Source organism: Streptomyces sp. BI87 (assembly GCF_025957665.1).
Classification (GTDB): Bacteria; Actinomycetota; Actinomycetes; order Streptomycetales; family Streptomycetaceae; genus Streptomyces; species Streptomyces albidoflavus.
This window is the reverse complement of the sequence record NZ_CP110079.1, coordinates 3,565,246-3,583,452: the sequence shown is the minus strand read 5'-3', so window position 1 is coordinate 3,583,452 and position 18,207 is coordinate 3,565,246. Positions and strand designations below refer to the sequence as shown.

Below are 18,207 nucleotides of genomic sequence, written 5' to 3'. Positions count from 1 at the left end.
CACGGGAGTTGACGGTACGTGCGGGGACGCGCGAGGTCCCGGCGCCGGTCGCGGGGACCGGTGCCGGGACCTCGGGAGAGCCGTACGGCCGGCGTGGCCGTCAGGCCATCAGCGCCTCGATGGTGCCCTCGTGCGCCTCGCGGACCTCGCGCAGGGAGAGGGTGAACTCGCCCTGCACCTCCAGCGCGTCCCCGTCGACCACACCGATCCGGGTGGCCGGGAGGCCGCGCGCGCCGCACATGTCGGTGAAGCGCAGCTCCTCGGAGCGCGGCACGGAGACGACCACGCGCCCGGCCGACTCGCTGAACAGGAAGGTGAAGGCGTCGAGCCCGTCCGGCACGACGAGCCGGGCGCCCTTCCCGCCGCGCAGGCAGGACTCGGCGACGGCCTGCACGAGGCCGCCGTCGGAGAGGTCGTGCGCGGCGTCGACCATGCCGTCGCGGGAGGCCGAGATGAGGATGTCGGCCAGCAGCCGCTCGCGCTCCAGGTCGACCCGGGGCGGCAGACCGCCGAGGTGGTCGTGGACCACCTGGGACCAGGCGGAACCGCCGAACTCCTCGCGGGTCTCCCCGAGGAGGTACAGCAGCTGGCCCTCCTCGGCGAAGGCGCCCGGGGTCCGCCGGGCCACGTCGTCGATGACGCCGAGCACGGCCACGACCGGGGTCGGGTGGATGGCCACGTCACCGGTCTGGTTGTAGAGCGAGACGTTGCCGCCGGTGACCGGGGTGCCGAGGATCTGGCAGGCGTCGGCGAGACCGCGGATGGCCTCGGCGAACTGCCACATGACGGCCGGGTCCTCGGGCGAGCCGAAGTTGAGGCAGTCGGAGACCGCGAGCGGCTTCGCGCCGGTGGTCGCGACGTTCCGGTACGCCTCGGCCAGCGCCAGCTGGGCCCCGTGGTACGGGTCGAGCTTGGCGAACCGGCCGTTGCCGTCGGTGGCGATGGCGACGCCGAGCCCGGACTCCTCGTCGACCCGGATCATGCCGGCGTCCTCGGGCTGGGCCAGCACCGTGTTGCCCTGCACGAAGTGGTCGTACTGGGAGGTGATCCAGGACTTGGACGCCTGGTTGGGCGAGGAGAGCAGGGCGAGGACCTGCTCCTTCAGCTCGGCGCCGGTGGCCGGGCGGGGGAGCTTGCCCGCGTCGTCGGCCTGGAGGGCGTCCTGCCAGTCGGGGCGGGCGAGGGGGCGCTCGTAGACCGGGCCGTCGTGGGCGACGGTGCGCGGGTCGACGTCGACGATCTTCTCGCCGTGCCAGAAGATCTCCAGCCGGTCCCCGTCGGTGACCTCGCCGATGACGGTGGCGATGACGTCCCACTTCTCGCAGATGGCGAGGAAGCGGTCGACCTTCTCCGGCTCGACCACGGCGCACATGCGCTCCTGCGACTCGCTCATGAGGATCTCCTCGGGCGAGAGCGTGGAGTCGCGCAGCGGTACGTCGTCCAGGGTGACCCGCATGCCGCCGGAGCCGTTGGAGGCCAGCTCGCTGGTGGCGCAGGAGAGCCCGGCCGCGCCGAGGTCCTGGATGCCGACCACCAGCTTCTCGGCGAACGCCTCCAGAGTGCACTCGATGAGGAGCTTCTCCTGGAAGGGGTCGCCGACCTGGACGGCGGGGCGCTTGCTGGGCTTGGCGTCGTCGAAGGTCTCGGAGGCCAGGATCGAGGCGCCGCCGATGCCGTCGCCGCCGGTGCGGGCGCCGTAGAGGATGACCTTGTTGCCGGTGCCGGAGGCCTTGGCGAGGTGGATGTCCTCGTGCCGCATGACGCCGATGGCGCCGGCGTTGACCAGCGGGTTGCCCTGGTAGCAGGAGTCGAAGACGACCTCGCCGCCGATGTTGGGCAGGCCCAGGCAGTTGCCGTAGCCGCCGATGCCCGCGACGACGCCGGGCAGCACGCGCCGGGTGTCGGGGTGGTCGGCGGCGCCGAAGCGCAGCGGGTCGACCACCGCGACCGGGCGGGCGCCCATCGCGATGATGTCGCGGACGATGCCGCCGACGCCGGTGGCCGCGCCCTGGTAGGGCTCGACGTACGAGGGGTGGTTGTGCGACTCGACCTTGAAGGTGACCGCGTAGCCCTGACCGACGTCGACCACACCGGCGTTCTCACCGATGCCGACGAGCATGGCGTCCGACTGCGGGGCCTTCTCGCCGAACTGGCGCAGGTGCACCTTGGACGACTTGTACGAGCAGTGCTCGGACCACATCACCGAGTACATGGCGAGCTCGGCGCCGGTGGGACGGCGGCCGAGGATCTCGCGGACCCGGGCGTACTCGTCCTCCTTGAGGCCCAGTTCCGCCCAGGGCTGCTCGGTGTCCGGGGTGTCGGTCGCGTGCTTGACCGTGTCCAGGCTCATGCGCTGACCAGCTTCTTGATGATCGAGGTGAAGAAGGGCAGGCCGTCGGTGCGGCCGGAGCCGACGAGCGGCTCGACGGCGTGCTCCGGGTGCGGCATGAGGCCGACGACGTTCCCGGCCTCGTTGGTGATGCCGGCGATGTCGCGGAGCGAACCGTTCGGGTTGACGTCGAGGTACCGGAAGGCGACGCGGCCCTCGGCCTCCAGCATGTCGAGCGTGCGGGAGTCCGCGACGTACCGCCCGTCCATGTTCTTCAGCGGGATGTGGATCTCCTGGCCCGCCGCGTAGTCGCCGGTCCAGGCGGTGGCGGTGTTCTCCACGCGCAGCTTCTGGTCGCGGCAGATGAAGTGCAGGTGGTCGTTGCCGAGCATCGCGCCGGGCAGCAGGTGGGCCTCGGTGAGGACCTGGAAGCCGTTGCAGATGCCGAGCACCGGCAGGCCCGCGCGGGCGCCGTCGATGACCTTCTCCATCAGGGGCGAGAAGCGGGAGATGGCGCCGGCCCGCAGGTAGTCGCCGTAGGAGAAGCCGCCGGGCAGGACCACGGCGTCGACCTGCTGGAGGCTCTTGTCCTTGTGCCAGAGCGGCACGGCCTCGGCGCCCGCGAGGCGGATCGCCCGCTGGGTGTCGCGGTCGTCCAGGCTGCCGGGGAAGGTGACGACGCCGACCCGGGTGTTCGAGCGGGCGGCGGGGGTGGGTCCCGCGGTCACTTCTCTTCCTCGACCTTCACGGTGAAGTTCTCGATCACGGTGTTGGCGAGGAAGGTCTCCGCCAGTTCGTGGATACGGGCGAGAGCGGCGTCGTCCACCGGCCCGTCCACTTCGAGTTCGAAACGCTTTCCCTGACGTACGTCGGAGATTCCCTCGAAGCCGAGACGCGGCAGTGCACGCTGCACCGCCTGGCCCTGAGGGTCGAGGATCTCCGGCTTGAGCATGACGTCGACTACGACGCGTGCCACTGGCACTCCCGGTGTGTGGTGCTGGTGCTGAGCAGGTCCGTTCAGCGTACCCGGCGAAAATTTCTACGCGCGTAGCGAGCGTGACGGGCATCACGTTCCGGTATCAGAAGTGATGCGCTCGCGAAAAATCCAGGGAAAATCGCGCAGCCCGCATTCCGGGCCATCATGAGGGAACAATGAGAGGGTCTTCCCCAAGGATTGTCCGCCGCTGTACAAAGGAATGGCCGCGATAATGCGGCATTCCACAGAAACAGCCGAACCACCGGCATCACCGCACGTCCCGGCCGCGTCCCGCCAGGTCGGCGCCCCGGTCCACCCGACCGGGACCCGCCCCGACAGGCCGCGGAGCACCGGACCGGGGTGCCGCATGAAGGGACCGATATTCGTGGCGCAGCGAGTCGTGGTCACTCTCTTCGACGACATCGACGGCGGTGAAGCGTCGGAAACGGTCGCCTTCGGGCTGGACGGCACGTCGTACGAGATCGACCTGAACCGAACCAATGCGGAAAAGCTCCGCGAAACGCTGGAGCCGTACCTGAAGGCCGGCCGCAAGCGCTCCGCCTCCGGCCGCACCTACCAGCGGACCTCCGTCGCCGCCGACCCCGCCGCGGTGCGCGCCTGGGCCCGCTCGCACCAGGTGGACGTACCGCCGCGCGGGCGCATCCCGAAGCGGGTCTACGAGGCGTTCGAACAGGCCAACTGAGGCGGGCCCGGCTCCTGGCCGGGCCCGGGACCGGGGGTGCGCATCCCGGTGCGAGCAGCCGACTTGCGCGACACCCCTGGTGATCAGCTAGAGTTCGGAGCACGCCGAGGGGCGAGGCCGACAGGCCGAAACCCCCAGGTAGTGCGGGTGTAGTTCAGTAGTAGAACACCCTCTTTCCAAGAGGGAGGCGCAGTGTGCAATTCCTGTCACCCGCTCTTCAGCACCGCCTGGATCTCCGGTGGTCTTCGGACCACCCGGAAGTTCGGGTAGAGTGAGGGAAGCGCCGATCGGTGAGAGCCGGTCGGATGCGATGCGGACGTAGCTCAGTTGGTAGAGCGCAACCTTGCCAAGGTTGAGGTCGCCAGTTCGAACCTGGTCGTCCGCTCCGTTGAAAGGCCCCAGTCGATGACTGGGGCCTTTTGCTTGCTCCGGGGGTGTCGAGCGGCCCCGGGTCCGCTCGCTCTGACATTTGTCATGGGGACCGGTGACAGCGTGCACTGCCGAGGGCCTCCGGGGGCGGGGAGGGTGGAGGCATGAAGACCGAAGACCACGTGATCGATGTGACTGATCTGCGGCGGGTGTACGGGGGCGGCTTCGAAGCGGTTCGGGGCGTCTCCTTCAGCGTCGGCCGCGGGGAGCTGTTCGCGCTGCTGGGGACCAACGGCGCGGGCAAGACCTCCACCCTCGAAGTGCTCGAAGGGCTCGCGCGGCCCGCCTCCGGGCGGGTGCGGGTGCTCGGGCACGACCCGTTCAGCGAGCGGGACGCCGTGCGGCCCCGGATCGGGGTCATGCTCCAGGACGGCGGGTTCCCCTCCGAGCTGACCGTCCGCGAGACCCTGCGGATGTGGGCCGGGTGCACCAGCGGTGCCCGCCCGATCGGGGAGGCGCTGGAGATGGTCGGGCTCGGCAAGCGGGCCGACGTACGCGTCAAGGTGCTGTCCGGTGGTGAGAAGCGGCGGCTGGACCTGGCGCTGGCGCTGCTCGGGCGGCCCGAGGTGCTGTTCCTGGACGAGCCGACGACCGGGCTGGACGCCGAGGGCCGGCAGGACACCTGGTCGCTCGTGCGCGAGCTGCGCGCCGAGGGCACCACGGTGCTGCTGACCACGCACTACCTGGAGGAGGCCGAGGCGCTCGCCGACCGGCTGGCCATCCTCCACGAGGGCCGGATCGCCAGCGAGGGGAGCGTCGAGGACGTGGTGAGCGCGCAGCCGTCGCGGATCACCTTCGACCTGCCCGACGGCTGGTTCCCCGGCGACCTGCCGCCGCTGGACCAGCTCGGTGTCACCGGGCACTCGCACGACGGCCGCACCGTGCGGCTGATGACGCAGAACCTCCAGCAGGCCGCGACCTCCCTGCTGCTCTGGGCCCGCGACGCGGGCGTCACCCTCGGCTCGCTGGACATCCGGGCCGCCTCGCTGGAGGAGGCGTTCCTGCACATCGCCCGCGAGGCCGACGGCCGGGGCGACTCCGTCACCGGGTCCGCCGCACCCCTCGACACCCGGAAGGAGACCGCCGTATGAGCGCCGTCACCACCTCCCCCGCGCCCGCCGGGCAGCCGGAGCGCACCCGTCCGCTCGGGCGGCTCGCCGCCCTGGCCCGCGCCGAACTGGCGCTGCTGGTCCGGAGTAAGGGCGTCATGTTCGCCGCGCTCTTCGTGCCGTTCGCGCTGCCGTTCAGCGTCGCCCAGACCGTGGACGACGAGACGCTGAAGGGCACCGGGCTCACCCTCGGGCTGGTGCTGCTGCCCGGCGCCATCGGCTTCTCGCTCCTCTTCGCCGTCTACAGCTCGCTGGTCACCATCTACGCGACCCGCCGCGACGAGCTGGTCCTCAAGCGGCTGCGCACCGGTGAACTGCGGGACAACGAGATCCTGGCCGGGACCGCGGTGCCGTCGATCATCATCGGCCTGGTCCAGTCGGCCGTGCTGATCGTGGCCGTCACCGCGCTGCTCGACATCGGCGCGCCCAAGGCGCCCCACCTGGCCGTCCTCGGCATCCTGATCGGCATCGTGCTGATGGTGGTGCTCGCCGCGCTGACCAGCGCCCTGAGCCGTACCGCCGAGTCCGCGCAGGTCATGGCGATGCCGGTGCTGCTGGTGCTGATGCTCGGCTCCGGCATGGTGGTGCCGCTGGAGGTCTTCCCGGACTCCCTGGCCTCCGTCTGCGAGCGGCTGCCGCTGACCGGCGCGATGGCGCTGATCCGGGGCGGCTGGACCGGCGAGCTGTCCGGCGGCGACATCCTCACGGCCGCCGTGACGTCGCTGGCCTGGATCGCGCTCAGCCTGTTTGCTGTACGCCGGTGGTTCCGCTGGGAGCCCCGCCGCTGACGGCACCGACGAGCGCCGACGAGCACCCGACAAGCACTGAGGGACGGATCACCGTGACCGGGACCGGGGACCACGAGGACGCGGCCACGTACGGCGCCACCGCCCAGGCGGCCATCCGGCGGCCCCGGACGTGGTGGGGCCGGAAGGGCACCGCCGCCAAGGTGGAGTCGTACACCCGGATCTCGTTCCACCTCTTCCCGGTGGCCCAGCTGGTCACGGCGCTGCTCTCGCTCACCCCCGTCCCGGCGCGCTCCGCGCTGCCGGTGGCGGGGGCGCTGCTCGTGCACGTCGTCCTCGGCCTCCGGCTGACCGGGCAGGCGCTGGACTGGGTGGCGGGGCGCCGGGCGCGCCCCCGACGGCTGCTCTGCGCCTACATGGCGTGCGGCTTCGCCGGAGCCGCGATCGCCGCCCTCGTCCTGGTCAAGCTGCCGGACGACCCGCCGGCCACCTACTACACGGCCTGCGTGGGCACCTACGTGCTCTTCCTCGCCTTCAGCTGCGGCCTCGGGGTGCTGGCGCTGCGGACCCACCGGCAGAGCCTGGTCGCGGTGGCCGTCGCCACCTTCGGCGGGTGGCTGCTCGGCTCGGCCCTGCTCCCCGCCCCGGCCGCCGCCGCGCTCGCCCTCTCCACCCTGCTGAGCGCGGGCGGCCTCACCCTGGCCTCCCGCTTCTCCATCTGGCTCCTGCAAGCCGTCTACGAACTCGACGAGGCCCGGCACACCCGGGCCCGCCTCGCCGTCGCCGAGGAGCGGCTGCGGTTCGGGCGGGACCTGCACGACGTGCTGGGCCGGAACCTCTCCGTCATCGCGCTCAAGAGCGAGCTGGCGGTGCAACTGGCGCGGCGCGAGCGGCCCGAGGCGGTCGAGCAGATGGCGGAGGTGCAGCGGATCGCGCAGGAGTCGCAGCGTGAGGTCCGCGAGGTCGTCCGGGGATACCGGGAGGCCGACCTGTACACCGAACTCCTCGGCGCGCGTGGCGTGTTGAGCGCCGCCGGGATCACCTGCACGGTGACCGGCACGCCGACCGGGCTGCCCCGGCCGGTCCAGGCGGCGCTGGCCTGGGTGGTGCGGGAGGCGGTCACCAACGTCCTGCGGCACGGCAACGCGGCGCACTGCCGCATCGCGCTGACCGTCGTCCCGGCGGGCCCCCGGGCCGAGGGCCGGCCCGCCGTGGCCGAACTCACCGTGGAGAACGACGGCGTACCGTCCGCGTCGAACGGCTCCACCGGCGGCCACGGTCTGGCCGGGCTGCGGGAGAGGCTCGCGGCCGAGCAGGGGACGCTGGAGGCCGGGCCGGCCGGGAAGAGCGCGTTCCGGCTGGTGGCCCGGGTGCCCGTACCGGCGGACGAGGTGGCGGAGTCTGGTGTTCCGGGGGAGACCGCGGAGCGGGCCCGCCAGGAACTGGAGTAGGAAGAGGCCATGACCGAGCAGAGCCCCGAACCGCCCGCGCCCACCGGCCCCGCCCCTTCCGGCGGGGCGCCCGTCCGCGTCCTGCTCGCCGACGACGAGCACCTGATCCGGGGCGCGGTGGCCGCGCTGCTCGCCCTGGAGGACGACCTGGTGGTGGTCGCGGAGGCGGCGACGGGGCCGGAGGCGCTGGCGATGGCCCGCGCCCACCGGCCCGACGTGGCCGTCCTCGACCTCCAGATGCCCGGCGCCGACGGTGTGGCGGTGGCCACATCGCTCCGGGACGAACTGCCCGCCTGCCGCGTCATGATCGTCACCGGGCACGGCCGGCCCGGCAACCTCAAGCAGGCCCTCGCGGCCGGGGTGCGCGGCTTCGTGCCGAAGACGGTGAGCGCGCAGCGGCTGGCCGAACTGGTCCGCTCGGTCCACGCCGGGAACCGCTACATCGACCCGGAGTTGGCCGCCGATGCCATCGCCGCCGGGGACTCGCCGCTGACCGCCCGCGAGGCGGAGGTGCTGGAACTGGCGGCGGACGGGGCGCCGGTGGCGGAGATCGCGGAGCGGGCCGCCCTCTCCCCCGGCACCGTCCGCAACTACCTCTCCTCCGCCGTGACCAAGCTGGGCGCCGAGAACCGGCACTCCGCGGTCCGTCTCGCCCGCGAGCGCGGTTGGGTATAGTGGTGCTCGCGCCACGGCGCAGCAGGCGAACGTAGCTCAGTTGGTAGAGCGCAACCTTGCCAAGGTTGAGGTCGCGAGTTCGAACCTCGTCGTTCGCTCCACGGAAGAAGCCCCGGTCCATCGGACCGGGGCTTCTTCGTGTGCGGTGCGGCCGACGGCCCGCGCTCCCCCTGGCAGGAGGGCGCGGGCCGCGCGCAACGGCTCGCTACGGGCTCAGCCCCAGCTGACGCCGGTCAGCCGCTCGTACGCCTCGATGTACTTGGCGCGGGTGCGGGCGACGACCTCCTCGGGCAGGGCCGGCGGCGGCTGCTCGGCGTGGCGGTCCCAGCCGGACTCGGCGGAGGTCAGCCAGTCGCGGACGAACTGCTTGTCGAAGGAGGGCTGGGCGCGGCCCGGCTCCCACGCGTCGGCGGGCCAGTACCGCGAGGAGTCCGGGGTGAGCACCTCGTCGGCGAGGATCAGGGTGCCGTCGGCGTCGTGGCCGAACTCGAACTTGGTGTCGGCGAGGATCAGGCCCCGCTCACGCGCCACGTCCAGCGCCCGGCTGTAGACGGCGAGGGTGGTCTGGCGCAGCTCGGCGGCGGTCTCGGGGCCGACCAGGCGGGCGACCTCCTCGTAGGAGACGTTCTCGTCGTGGTCGCCGACGGCCGCCTTGGTGGCGGGGGTGAAGATCGGGGCGGGCAGCTCGGAGCCGTTGACGAGGCCGGGCGGGAGGGCGAGGCCGCAGACGGTCCGGCTCTCCTCGTACTCGACCAGGCCGGAGCCGGTCAGGTAGCCGCGCGCGACGCACTCGACGGGCGCCATCTCCAGGGACTTGCACACCAGCGTGCGCCCCTGCCAGTCGGCGGGCGCCCCCTCGGGGAGGGTGGTGGAGAGCACGTGGTTGGGGACGAGGTCGGCGAGCTGGTCGAACCACCACAGGGAGAGCTGGGTGAGGACCCGGCCCTTGTCGGGGATCTCGGTCGGCAGCACCCAGTCGTACGCCGAGATGCGGTCGCTGGCGACCATGACGAGGTCGCCGGCCTCGTTCTGGTAGAGGTCGCGCACCTTGCCCGTGTGCAGATGCACCAGGCCCGGTACTTCGACGGGCTCGGGCTTTTCGACGAATCCGGACACGGTTCCTCCCCGTGGTTCTGGCCAATGCCCCCGATTCTTCCGTATCGCCCGAGCTCCGGCCCGGTCAGGGTGGCGGGCGGGGCCGGCGCCCGGCCCCGGCGCGGCTCAGTCGCGTTTGCAGATGCGGTCGAGGAGGTTGGCGGTGGCGCGCTGCACCCGTTCGTCGACGTGGCCGGGGCGGTCGAGCGCCGGGGACCAGGCGAAGGTGCCGGAGGCGAAGACGAGGGCGCCGCTCGGGGCGCGGTACAGGGAGGTCTCCTGGTGGCGCTTGACGCCCTCGTGGTCGCGGTACGGGGAGTGGGCGAGCAGGATGCGGCTGTCGTGCTCGGGGAGCCGGGTGCGCGGGAAGTACCGGTCGGCCTCGCCCGCCACCATGCCGGGCAGTTCGTCGCCCTCGTGGGCGCCGGTCGCCTCCCAGAGCCAGTGCGAGGCGTTGCGCACCACCATCGGATGGGGCTCGGGGACCCGGCCCGCGTACTGGATGCCGAGGAGCTGCTGCTCGGCCCGCTCGACCTCGCGCCAGAGCGTGGGCCGGCCGGGGCCGCGGCGCTTGCGGCAGATCAGCATGCGGTCCGGTACACCGGAGGCCGAGGGTGACAACTCGACCTTCCAGTACATGGTGTTGGCGGAGAGGAAAACCAGCGAGGTGCCGTGGTCGCGGGCCAGCTCCACGGTGTTGCGCATCGGCACCGACCAGTACTCGTCGTGGCCGGGGAAGACCAGGCCGCGGTAGCGGGTCGGGTCGATGCGGCCGGAGTGCAGATCGCGGGTGTCGGCATAGGCGAGGTCGTAGCCGTACCGCTCGGCCCAGCGGATGAAGTCGTAGGCGTGGCCCACGTGCAGGGGCAGGCCCGCGCCCGCGTACGGCCGGTCGAAGGAGAGGGTGACGGCGGCGTCCTCCTCGCCGAGCAGCTTCCCCGACTCGTCCCAGGCGTGGTAGAGGCTGGCGCCTGTCCGCCCGTCCTCCGGGTAGAGGTTGTACGCCTGCCAGGTCACGTCGGGCAGGACCAGCAGCAGGTCGGCGGGGTGACTGTCGCGGACGGTGAAGGGCACGTGCGAGCGGTACCGGCCGTCCGCCGTGGTCAGCACCGCGACGTACGCGCCGATGCTCCACAGGGTGGGGACCTGGAGCCGCCAGGAGAGCCACCAGTGGTGGCAGGAGACCGTGCGGTCGGCGGTGAGGGGCGGGGGCTGCACGATGCCGGAGAGGCGGGGGCTGGTGGTGATCTTGGAGGCGCCGTCACCGCCGTAGTGGCCGATGCGGTAGACGTCGACGGAGAACTGCTGGGGCGGGTTGACCGTGATGTGGAAGTCGATCGACTCACCCGGTGCCACGGCTCCCGCCGAGGCGAAGCCCTTGATCTGCTGGTCCACGTCGTCGGCGGTGCGCGGGCCGCCGCCCGGTCTCGGCGGGGGGATACGGGGGCCCGAGGCGCCCGGCGCCGGGGCGTGCTCCACGTACCAGGGGACCACCTGGCCGGTGTCGTCGAAGTAGTTCTCGCTCCCGCGCAGCCAGGGCACCGGGCCCTGGCCGAAAGGGTCCGACACGGCGTGCGCGTACGCACCCGATTCCCACCGGCGGATGTGCCCCGACCCCATGCGGCTCCCCTCCCTCGCTCACCGGAGTCCGCGCTGCCGCGTCCACTCCGCATCCGGCGACCGCGCCCAGCACATCACATTACGCACGCGCTCCGTCACCGTTCGTCTCGAATTGACGGGAACGGAGTGCATGGCTCCCGTTGGTCGCGGGGGTTCGGTCCGGCTATCCCCCTACTTGCCCCGGTCCGGGGGGTGCGTGTCGCCTGCGGCGCTTGGGGGTGGGTGGGGGTGTGGCTTCGGTTGCGGCCTGGTGGGGCAGTCGGGTGATGCAGGGCTGGGTTTCGGACAAACCTTGGGGGGCGCTTGACTTGCGGGGCCCTCGCCCTCATGCGCCGGGGGGCTGTTCGCTTGGCGGGGCGCCCCTTGACCGTGCCGGTCATGGAGTGGCCTCAAGCGCCGGCCGGGCTGTCTTTGGGCTGGGCTTCGGTTTGGCCGTGCCGGTCACTGGTGGCGCCTCAAGCGCCGGCCGGGCTGTCGGTAGCCGGGCTCCGTCTTGACCGTGCCGGTCACTGACTGGCCTCAAACGCCGGCCGGGCTGTCAGGTTCGCGGTTCCTCCGGTGCGGGGGTGGGGCGGGGCCGCGCCGGGGTACCTCCTCACAAACTGCAAGGTGCGGGGTCAGTCGCTTCAAGGCGGCCGTGTGTGCAGTTTGCTGCGGGGGCACCCCGACACGACCCCACCCCACGGTCTCGTACGCGGCCGACCGCCGGAGGGGGGACGAGGCCGTCACCGATGGCTCCCTCCTCCACAGTGACCACCGTCGTGCTTTCGCTCGCCACAAGGATCAATCGGGGACGGTCTGTCTTTTGCCCACCCACCGGCGGGACGACGCCGACGAGACGGAAGGGCGGGGACGGGTCGGGGTGCCCCCGCAGCAAACTGCACACACGGCCGCCATACTCCAATTGACCCCGCACCATGCAGTTTGTGAGGAGGTACCCCGGCCCGGCCCCGCCCGACCCACACGGCGAACGAACCGCGAACCCCTACAGCCCGGCCGGCGTTTGAGGCCATCAGTGACCCGCAGGGTCGCGGTCAGCAGGGACAAGACGGGGGCCATCCGGGACCAGCCCCATCAAGCCCGTCCGGCGCTTGAGGACCTCGCTTCAGCCCGGCCGGCGACTGAGGCCATCCTGGACCGGCAGGGTCGAGGCTGGCAGGTCGGGACGGAGCCCAGCACAAAACAGCCCGGCCGGCGTTTGAGGCCATCAGTGACCGGCATGGTCGAGAACCGGCAGGTCGAGACGGAGCGCAGCCCAGCCGAATCCCAGCCCGGCCGGCGTTTGAGGCCAAGCAGTGACCGGCACGGTCGGACCGGCAGGCGGCCGAAGAGAGCCCAGCCGGGCCGCAGGCCGATGAGCAGGGGCGGCGAGTGAGGTCAGACCAGTCGGACAGGCTTGTCCGGGCGGACCCCGGTGCGAAGGACCCAGTCGAGAAGGGGCCCCCCGTCGCCCTGGTCGACCAGCCCCGTCACACGGACCGCCAGGTCCGACGCACGACGGCCCTGTACCAGGAGGACGGGCCCGTCGAGCCAGTCGAGCCCCGGCAAGGCCCCAGCGGTGTCCATCGCGGAGCAGCACACCATGGCGGCCACGTGCGCGGCGAGCAACTCCCGCCCCGTACGCGGCGGCTGAAGCGGACAGAGCGGCAGCCGCCCCCCGGCCGACAGGGTCTCGTCGGCCCCTTGCCCCACGGGGGCCGGAACCGCCGCCGGAACCCGCGCCTCGTCGCGGGCAACCTCCGCCGCGAGCGCCTCGGCGAGCTCCTCGGCCCGCCGGGCCACCCGCCGCCGCACCTCACCCCCGGGCTGGGGAACCGTGGCGGCCCGGCCCGCCGCTTCCCCTCCTATGTCCACGCCCGTCCGCAGCGCCAGTTCGTCGTCGGAGGCGGCGGCCAGTTCGTCCTCGGTCAGTTCGGGGAGGCCGCCCGGCTCGGCCGCGGGCACCCCGGCCGGCACTGCCAGATGCTCCAGCACCCGGGCGAGGGTGGCGCCGCCGGGCTCGGAGGCCGGGACGCCCAGTTCGTCCAGGACCCGGTGGAGGCGGGCCGCCTCGGTGCGCCAGGTGCGGTCGACGACCTCGTCGGCGTACCCCTCCCAGTCGACGGGGAGCCACTGGGGTTCGCTTCCGGCGGGCTCGCCGTGGAAGAGGCGGGCGGCGAGGAGGGAGGTGGATTCGTCGATCGTGCCGGGCTCCTCCAGCAGGTCGCAGGCGGGGCGTTCGCCGAGGCGGGTGGTGAAGTCGTCGGCGAGCCGGTCGCGGCGGGAGAGTTCGGTGAGGGCGGCGACCACGCCCGCGTCGAGCCGGGCCGGCCAGCGCCCTATGCGCCAGGCGGGCAGGGCGACCCGGTTCAGCAGCCGGTCCCAGCCGGCGTAGGCGAGGCCGACCTGTTCCTGGGCGGCGATGCGCAGGCCGTAGTCGACCGCCTTGGCCCGCTCGGAGGAGGTGGCGGCGACCGCCCGCTCCATCTCGGCGGCCTCCTCGCGGCAGGCGTGCAGCAGCATCCGGGCGAGGCGGGCCGTCCCGCCGAGGACCAGCCGGGCCAGTGGCCCCCGGCCCGGTTCGGTGCCGAGGGCGGCGGCCGCGTCGAGGCCGCGGACGAACCGGCGGGCGGCGATGATGTCGGGCTGCGCCGAGGGCCCCGTACCGGCGACGACCGGGGCCAGTACGGCGCGGAGTTCGGCCACGCGCATCCACCACAGGAAGGGCGAGCCGATCACCAGGACGGGGGCGGCCGGCGCCTGGCCGGGCGCGGAGCGGACCGCGTCGGCGCCGAGCGCGGGGTGGCTGCGGTCCTCCAGCCAGCTGTCGCAGTCAGGGGTGAGGGCTATCGCCGAGGGGGCGGGCACCTCCAGCCGGTCGGCGAGGTCCCGCACCAGGCGGTGCAGGTCGGGGGCGGAGCCCTCGCTGACCGGGACGGTGGGGCTGACCGCGGGCCGCGCCCGCGCCACCGCGAGCGCGAGCCCCGCCGCGGCGACGAGGACCAGGACGGCGACGGCCGAGACCAGCGCGCGGGCCGCGTCCCAGACCGGACCGGTGAGCACCCCGGTGGGCGCCCCGGCGAGCAGGACGACGGCGAGGGCCGCCGGGAGCAGGGCGAGGGCCACCGCCCGGCCGCGCACCCGCAGCACGGCGACGGCCCCAGCGCGCGCCGCTTCGGCACCCGCCTGCGCACTCACACCTGACACGACCGGTCACACCCCTTTATCGCCCGCCCGGCGCCCGCTGTCCCAGCCGGTGCCGACGCGCTTCGACGGCGTTGCTCATTCCCCCACTGTGGCACCCGGCACCGACATCGCAATGCCGGTGGGCCAAGTGCCGCACACCCCGGTCCACGGGCCGCAGAGCGCTTGCGCGGCACCCTAGTTGGGGGTGGGCGGAGCGTCAGCCGGATGGCGGATCGGTCACTCGATGGAATGCCTTTGGGCAGAGCTCGCCCGTGACGCGCGCGCCTCTGCGATCCTCACGCGCCCCCTGCCGGCGCCCCCGCACGCCCGAAAACGCCGCGTCCCCCGCCCACGGCCGAAGGCCGGTGAACGGGGGACGTGAAGAACGGCGTACCCGCGGCGCGGGGCGTACGCGGGGAGCGGTCAGCCGCGCTCCTCCACGGCGACGCGGGCCGCGATGTCGGAACGGTGCTGGGAGCCGTCCAGCCGGATGCGCGCCACCGCCGTGTACGCGCGGTCGCGCGCCTCGGTCAGGTCGGCCCCGGTGGCGGTCACCGAGAGGACCCGGCCGCCCGCGCTGACCACGGCGTCGCCGTCCTGGCGCGTACCGGCGTGCAGGACGTACGCCGCCGGAGCGTCCAGTTCCGCGACCTCGGCCAGCCCCTCGACCGGGTCGCCGGTGCGCGGCGTACCCGGATAGTTGTGCGAGGCGACGACCACGGTGACCGCGGCCTCCTCGCTCCAGCGCAGCGGCGGCAGCGCGGCGAGGGTGCCGTCGGCGGCGGCGCGCAGCACCCCGGCGAGCGGGGTCCGCAGGCGGGCCAGGACCACCTGGGTCTCGGGGTCGCCGAAGCGGGCGTTGAACTCGATGACGCGGATGCCGCGCGAGGTGATCGCGAGCCCGGCGTAGAGCAGCCCGGAGAAGGGGGTGCCGCGGCGGCGCAGCTCGTCCACGGTCGGCTGGAGGACGGTCTCCAGGACCTCGTCGACCAGCTTGGGGTCGGCCCACGGCAGCGGCGAGTACGCGCCCATGCCGCCGGTGTTGGGGCCCTGGTCGCCGTCGAGCGCGCGCTTGAAGTCCTGCGCGGGCTGGAGCGGGACGACGGTGCGGCCGTCGGTGACGGCGAAGAGGGAGACCTCCGGGCCGTCGAGGAACTCCTCGACGACCACGCGTCCGCCCCCGGCCGAGACGCAGTTCAGCGCGTGCTCGCGCGCCTCGTCCACGTCCTCGGTGACGACGACGCCCTTGCCGGCCGCGAGTCCGTCGTCCTTGACGACGTAGGGCGCGCCGAAGGCGTCGAGGGCGGTGTCGATCTCGGCGGGGGTGGTGCAGACGTAGCTACGGGCGGTCGGCACCCCGGCGCCGGCCATGACGTCCTTGGCGAACGCCTTGGACCCCTCCAGCCGGGCGGCCTCGGCGGACGGGCCGAAGCAGTCGATCCCGGCCACGCGGACCGCGTCGGCGACGCCCGCGACCAGCGGCGCCTCCGGGCCGACCACGACCAGGTCGGCGCCGAGACCGGTGGCGAGGCGGGCGACGGCCGCGCCGTCGAGCGCGTCGACCGGGTGCAGCTCGGCCACCTCGGCGATGCCTGCGTTGCCGGGCGCGCAGTACAGCGCGGTGACGTCGGGGTCGAGGGACAGGGAGCGGCACAGGGCGTGTTCGCGGGCGCCGGAGCCAATGACAAGGACCTTCACAGGCTTCAGCCTAGCCCGGCCGGGCGGCGCCCCCTGTACGGGCTGCCGAGAAGCGGCCCGCTACTCGTTCGTATATTCCTCCACCACCGTGGCCCCCAGCTCGCGCATGATCAGGTCGTGCCCGGAGAGCGCGGACTCGTCGAGGTCCGGGTCGTCCTCCTCGGGGATGTCGTCCTCGATCGAGGTCGTGCGTCTCGGTGGTTCGGGAGCCGGGGGCCGCTGCTCGCGCTGCGGCGCCGACGGCCCCTGCGGGGCGGGCGCCGGAGTCGGGGGCGCCGCCGGGACGGGCTGCGGCGGGGCGGGCGCGGGCGCCGGGGCGGGCGCCGCCGGGCGTGGCTGCGCCGGGGCCTGGCCCCAGCCGCCTCCGCCACCACCGCCGGGCGGGGTGGCGGGACCCTGACCGCCCGAGGCGTCGATGACGGTCTCGATCTTCCAGCTGACCTGGAACTCCTCGCTGAGCGCCTGCTTCAGCACGTCCTCGCTGCCGCTGCTCGCGAAGTTGTCGCGGGCGCCGGCGTTGAGGAAGCCGAGCTGGAGCGTGGTGCCGTCGAACCCGGCGACGTGGGCGTTCTGGCTGAGCAGGATCCAGGTGAAGCGGCGGCGGTTCTTGACCGCTTCCAGGACGTTCGGCCACAGGGCACGGGCGTCGACCGCGCCCGGCGGGGGCGTGGCGGGGGCGGTCTGCGGCTGGGCCTGCCCCTGCGGGCGGCCCGGCCCCTGCGGCTCGGCCTGCTGCGGACCGGGCCCGGCGGGACCGGCACCGGCACCGGCCGTCGGCCAGCCGCCGGGCCGGCGCGCGGCGGGCGCGGGCGCGCCGGAGCCGGGGGCGCCGAACCGGGCCACGCGCCCGGGCGGGCCGGGGCCGCGTCGGCGAGGGGCGCGTCGGGCGCGGGGGCAGGCGGGGCGCTCTGCTGGGGGGCGGGGGCCGGGGCAGGAGCCGGGGGCGCCTGCGGGACCTGCGGCTGCGCGGGGGCGTACGCCTGGGGGGCGAGGGGGGCGGCGGCCTGCGCCGGGGGTCCGCTGCGCTCCAGCCGCTCCAGGCGGGCGAGGGTGGAGCGCTCGTCGTCGTAGGCGGCGGGGAGCAGGACCCGCGCGCAGATCAGCTCCAGCTGGAGGCGGGGGGAGGTGGCGCCGCGCATCTCGGTCAGCCCCTCGTTGACCAGGTCGGCGGCGCGGCTCAGTTCGGCGGCGCCGAAGACCGAGGCCTGGGCCTGCATCCGCTCGACCAGGTCGGCGGGGGCGTCGATGAGGCCCTTCTCGGCGGCGTCCGGAACGGCGGCGAGGATCACCAGGTCGCGCAGCCGCTCCAGCAGGTCGGCGACGAAGCGGCGCGGGTCGTTGCCGCCCTCGACGACGCGGTCGACCACCTCGAAGGCGGCGGCGCCGTCCCCGGCGGCGAAGGCGTCCACCACGGAGTCGAGCAGCGAGCCGTCCGTGTAGCCGAGCAGCGCGGTGGCCATGGCGTACGTCACGCCGTCCTCGCCCGCGCCGGCCAGCAGCTGGTCCATCACCGACATCGAGTCACGCACGGAGCCGGCCCCGGCCCGCACGACCAGCGGCAGCACGCCGTCCTCGACCCGGCTGCCCTCCTTGCCGCAGACCTCCGCCAGGTACTCGCGGAGCGTCCCCGGCGGCACCAGCCGGAACGGGTAGTGGTGCGTACGCGAGCGGATCGTCCCGATGACCTTCTCGGGCTCGGTCGTCGCGAAGATGAACTTGAGATGCTCCGGCGGCTCCTCGACGACCTTCAGCAGGGCGTTGAACCCCGCCGAGGTCACCATGTGCGCCTCGTCGATGATGTAGATCTTGTACCGGCTGGAGGCGGGCCCGAAGAACGCCTTCTCCCGCAGGTCACGGGCATCGTCCACGCCACCGTGCGAGGCGGCGTCGATCTCGATCACGTCGATCGAGCCGGGCCCGTTCCGCGCCAGGTCCTGGCAGGACTGGCAGGTCCCGCAGGGGTCCGGGGTGGGACCCTGCTCACAGTTCAGGCAGCGCGCGAGAATCCGGGCACTGGTGGTCTTGCCGCAGCCGCGCGGTCCGCTGAACAGGTACGCGTGGTTGACCCGGTTGTTCCGCAGCGCCTGCTGCAGCGGGTCGGTGACATGTTCCTGCCCGATGACCTCGGCGAACGACTCCGGGCGATAACGGCGGTACAGCGCAAGAGACGACACACTCACGAGCGTACTGGCGACCACCCACACACCGGGA

At 73.4% G+C, this 18,207-nt stretch carries 14 protein-coding genes and 3 tRNA genes; 8 read left to right on the top strand and 9 right to left on the bottom strand.

Features of this window, described 5'->3' with window-relative positions; translation table 11 throughout:
• Positions 1 to 100 precede the first annotated feature (100 nt).
• Genes purL through purS form a run of 3 tightly spaced genes read right to left on the bottom strand, consistent with a single transcriptional unit; the run spans position 101 to position 3,305 of the window.
• Positions 101 to 2,350: a phosphoribosylformylglycinamidine synthase subunit PurL gene (gene purL / locus OIM89_RS15800; RefSeq protein WP_226965493.1), complete on the bottom strand. Its 2,250-nt coding sequence runs from the start codon at positions 2,348 to 2,350 to the stop codon at positions 101 to 103.
• Positions 2,347 to 3,057, bottom strand: a complete 711-nt coding sequence (purQ, locus tag OIM89_RS15795) for a phosphoribosylformylglycinamidine synthase subunit PurQ (RefSeq protein ID WP_030699389.1) — start codon at positions 3,055 to 3,057, stop codon at positions 2,347 to 2,349. The genes purL and purQ overlap by 4 nt, the downstream gene beginning before the upstream one ends.
• A complete protein-coding gene (gene purS / locus OIM89_RS15790) occupies positions 3,054 to 3,305 on the bottom strand; it encodes a phosphoribosylformylglycinamidine synthase subunit PurS (RefSeq protein WP_008409760.1) in 252 nt (83 codons plus the stop codon). The genes purQ and purS overlap by 4 nt, the downstream gene beginning before the upstream one ends.
• 385 nt (positions 3,306 to 3,690) lie before the next feature.
• Between purS and OIM89_RS15785 the strand changes: the two genes are divergently transcribed.
• From OIM89_RS15785 to OIM89_RS15750, 8 genes are all read left to right on the top strand, one after another.
• Positions 3,691 to 4,008 (top strand): histone-like nucleoid-structuring protein Lsr2, encoded by a 318-nt coding sequence (locus OIM89_RS15785; RefSeq protein WP_264491372.1) that lies wholly within the window; start codon positions 3,691 to 3,693, stop codon positions 4,006 to 4,008.
• Between the two features lie 143 nt (positions 4,009 to 4,151).
• Positions 4,152 to 4,223, top strand: a tRNA-Gly gene (locus OIM89_RS15780).
• A 97-nt stretch (positions 4,224 to 4,320) separates the two neighbouring features.
• Positions 4,321 to 4,393, top strand: a tRNA-Gly gene (locus OIM89_RS15775).
• Positions 4,394 to 4,541: 148 nt separating this feature from the next.
• Positions 4,542 to 5,528 (top strand): ABC transporter ATP-binding protein, encoded by a 987-nt coding sequence (locus tag OIM89_RS15770; RefSeq protein ID WP_047466480.1) that lies wholly within the window; start codon positions 4,542 to 4,544, stop codon positions 5,526 to 5,528.
• Positions 5,525 to 6,334, top strand: coding sequence for an ABC transporter permease (locus OIM89_RS15765; protein WP_030699386.1), 810 nt, complete (start codon positions 5,525 to 5,527; stop codon positions 6,332 to 6,334). Before OIM89_RS15770 ends, OIM89_RS15765 begins: the two co-directional genes overlap by 4 nt.
• Before the next feature lie 53 nt (positions 6,335 to 6,387).
• Positions 6,388 to 7,743, top strand: a complete 1,356-nt coding sequence (locus tag OIM89_RS15760; RefSeq protein WP_264491371.1) for a sensor histidine kinase — start codon at positions 6,388 to 6,390, stop codon at positions 7,741 to 7,743.
• A gap of 9 nt (positions 7,744 to 7,752) precedes the next feature.
• The gene (locus OIM89_RS15755) at positions 7,753 to 8,418 is read left to right on the top strand and encodes a response regulator transcription factor (RefSeq protein WP_018894829.1); all 666 of its coding nucleotides are present in this window, start codon (positions 7,753 to 7,755) and stop codon (positions 8,416 to 8,418) included.
• A 25-nt stretch (positions 8,419 to 8,443) separates the two neighbouring features.
• Positions 8,444 to 8,519, top strand: a tRNA-Gly gene (locus OIM89_RS15750).
• 112 nt (positions 8,520 to 8,631) lie between these two features.
• On the opposite strand, the gene OIM89_RS15745 is transcribed toward OIM89_RS15750, so the two are convergent.
• The 6 genes from OIM89_RS15745 to OIM89_RS15720 all read right to left on the bottom strand — a co-directional run bounded on the left by OIM89_RS15745 (position 8,632) and on the right by OIM89_RS15720 (position 18,170).
• Positions 8,632 to 9,534, bottom strand: coding sequence for a phosphoribosylaminoimidazolesuccinocarboxamide synthase (locus tag OIM89_RS15745; protein WP_030699383.1), 903 nt, complete (start codon positions 9,532 to 9,534; stop codon positions 8,632 to 8,634).
• 105 nt (positions 9,535 to 9,639) lie between these two features.
• A complete protein-coding gene (locus OIM89_RS15740) occupies positions 9,640 to 11,133 on the bottom strand; it encodes a N,N-dimethylformamidase beta subunit family domain-containing protein (RefSeq protein ID WP_030699382.1) in 1,494 nt (497 codons plus the stop codon).
• 1,377 nt (positions 11,134 to 12,510) lie between these two features.
• On the bottom strand, positions 12,511 to 14,319 hold the full coding sequence (locus OIM89_RS15735) for a hypothetical protein (protein ID WP_030699381.1): 1,809 nt from the start codon (positions 14,317 to 14,319) through the stop codon (positions 12,511 to 12,513).
• 402 nt (positions 14,320 to 14,721) lie between these two features.
• On the bottom strand, positions 14,722 to 15,996 hold the full coding sequence (gene purD / locus OIM89_RS15730; protein WP_030699380.1) for a phosphoribosylamine--glycine ligase: 1,275 nt from the start codon (positions 15,994 to 15,996) through the stop codon (positions 14,722 to 14,724).
• Between the two features lie 60 nt (positions 15,997 to 16,056).
• Positions 16,057 to 16,470 (bottom strand): hypothetical protein, encoded by a 414-nt coding sequence (locus OIM89_RS15725; protein ID WP_264491370.1) that lies wholly within the window; start codon positions 16,468 to 16,470, stop codon positions 16,057 to 16,059.
• Complete coding sequence (locus tag OIM89_RS15720) at positions 16,464 to 18,170, bottom strand: DNA polymerase III subunit gamma and tau (protein WP_264491369.1); 1,707 nt, start codon at positions 18,168 to 18,170, stop codon at positions 16,464 to 16,466. The genes OIM89_RS15725 and OIM89_RS15720 overlap by 7 nt, the downstream gene beginning before the upstream one ends.
• Positions 18,171 to 18,207: the final 37 nt, after the last annotated feature.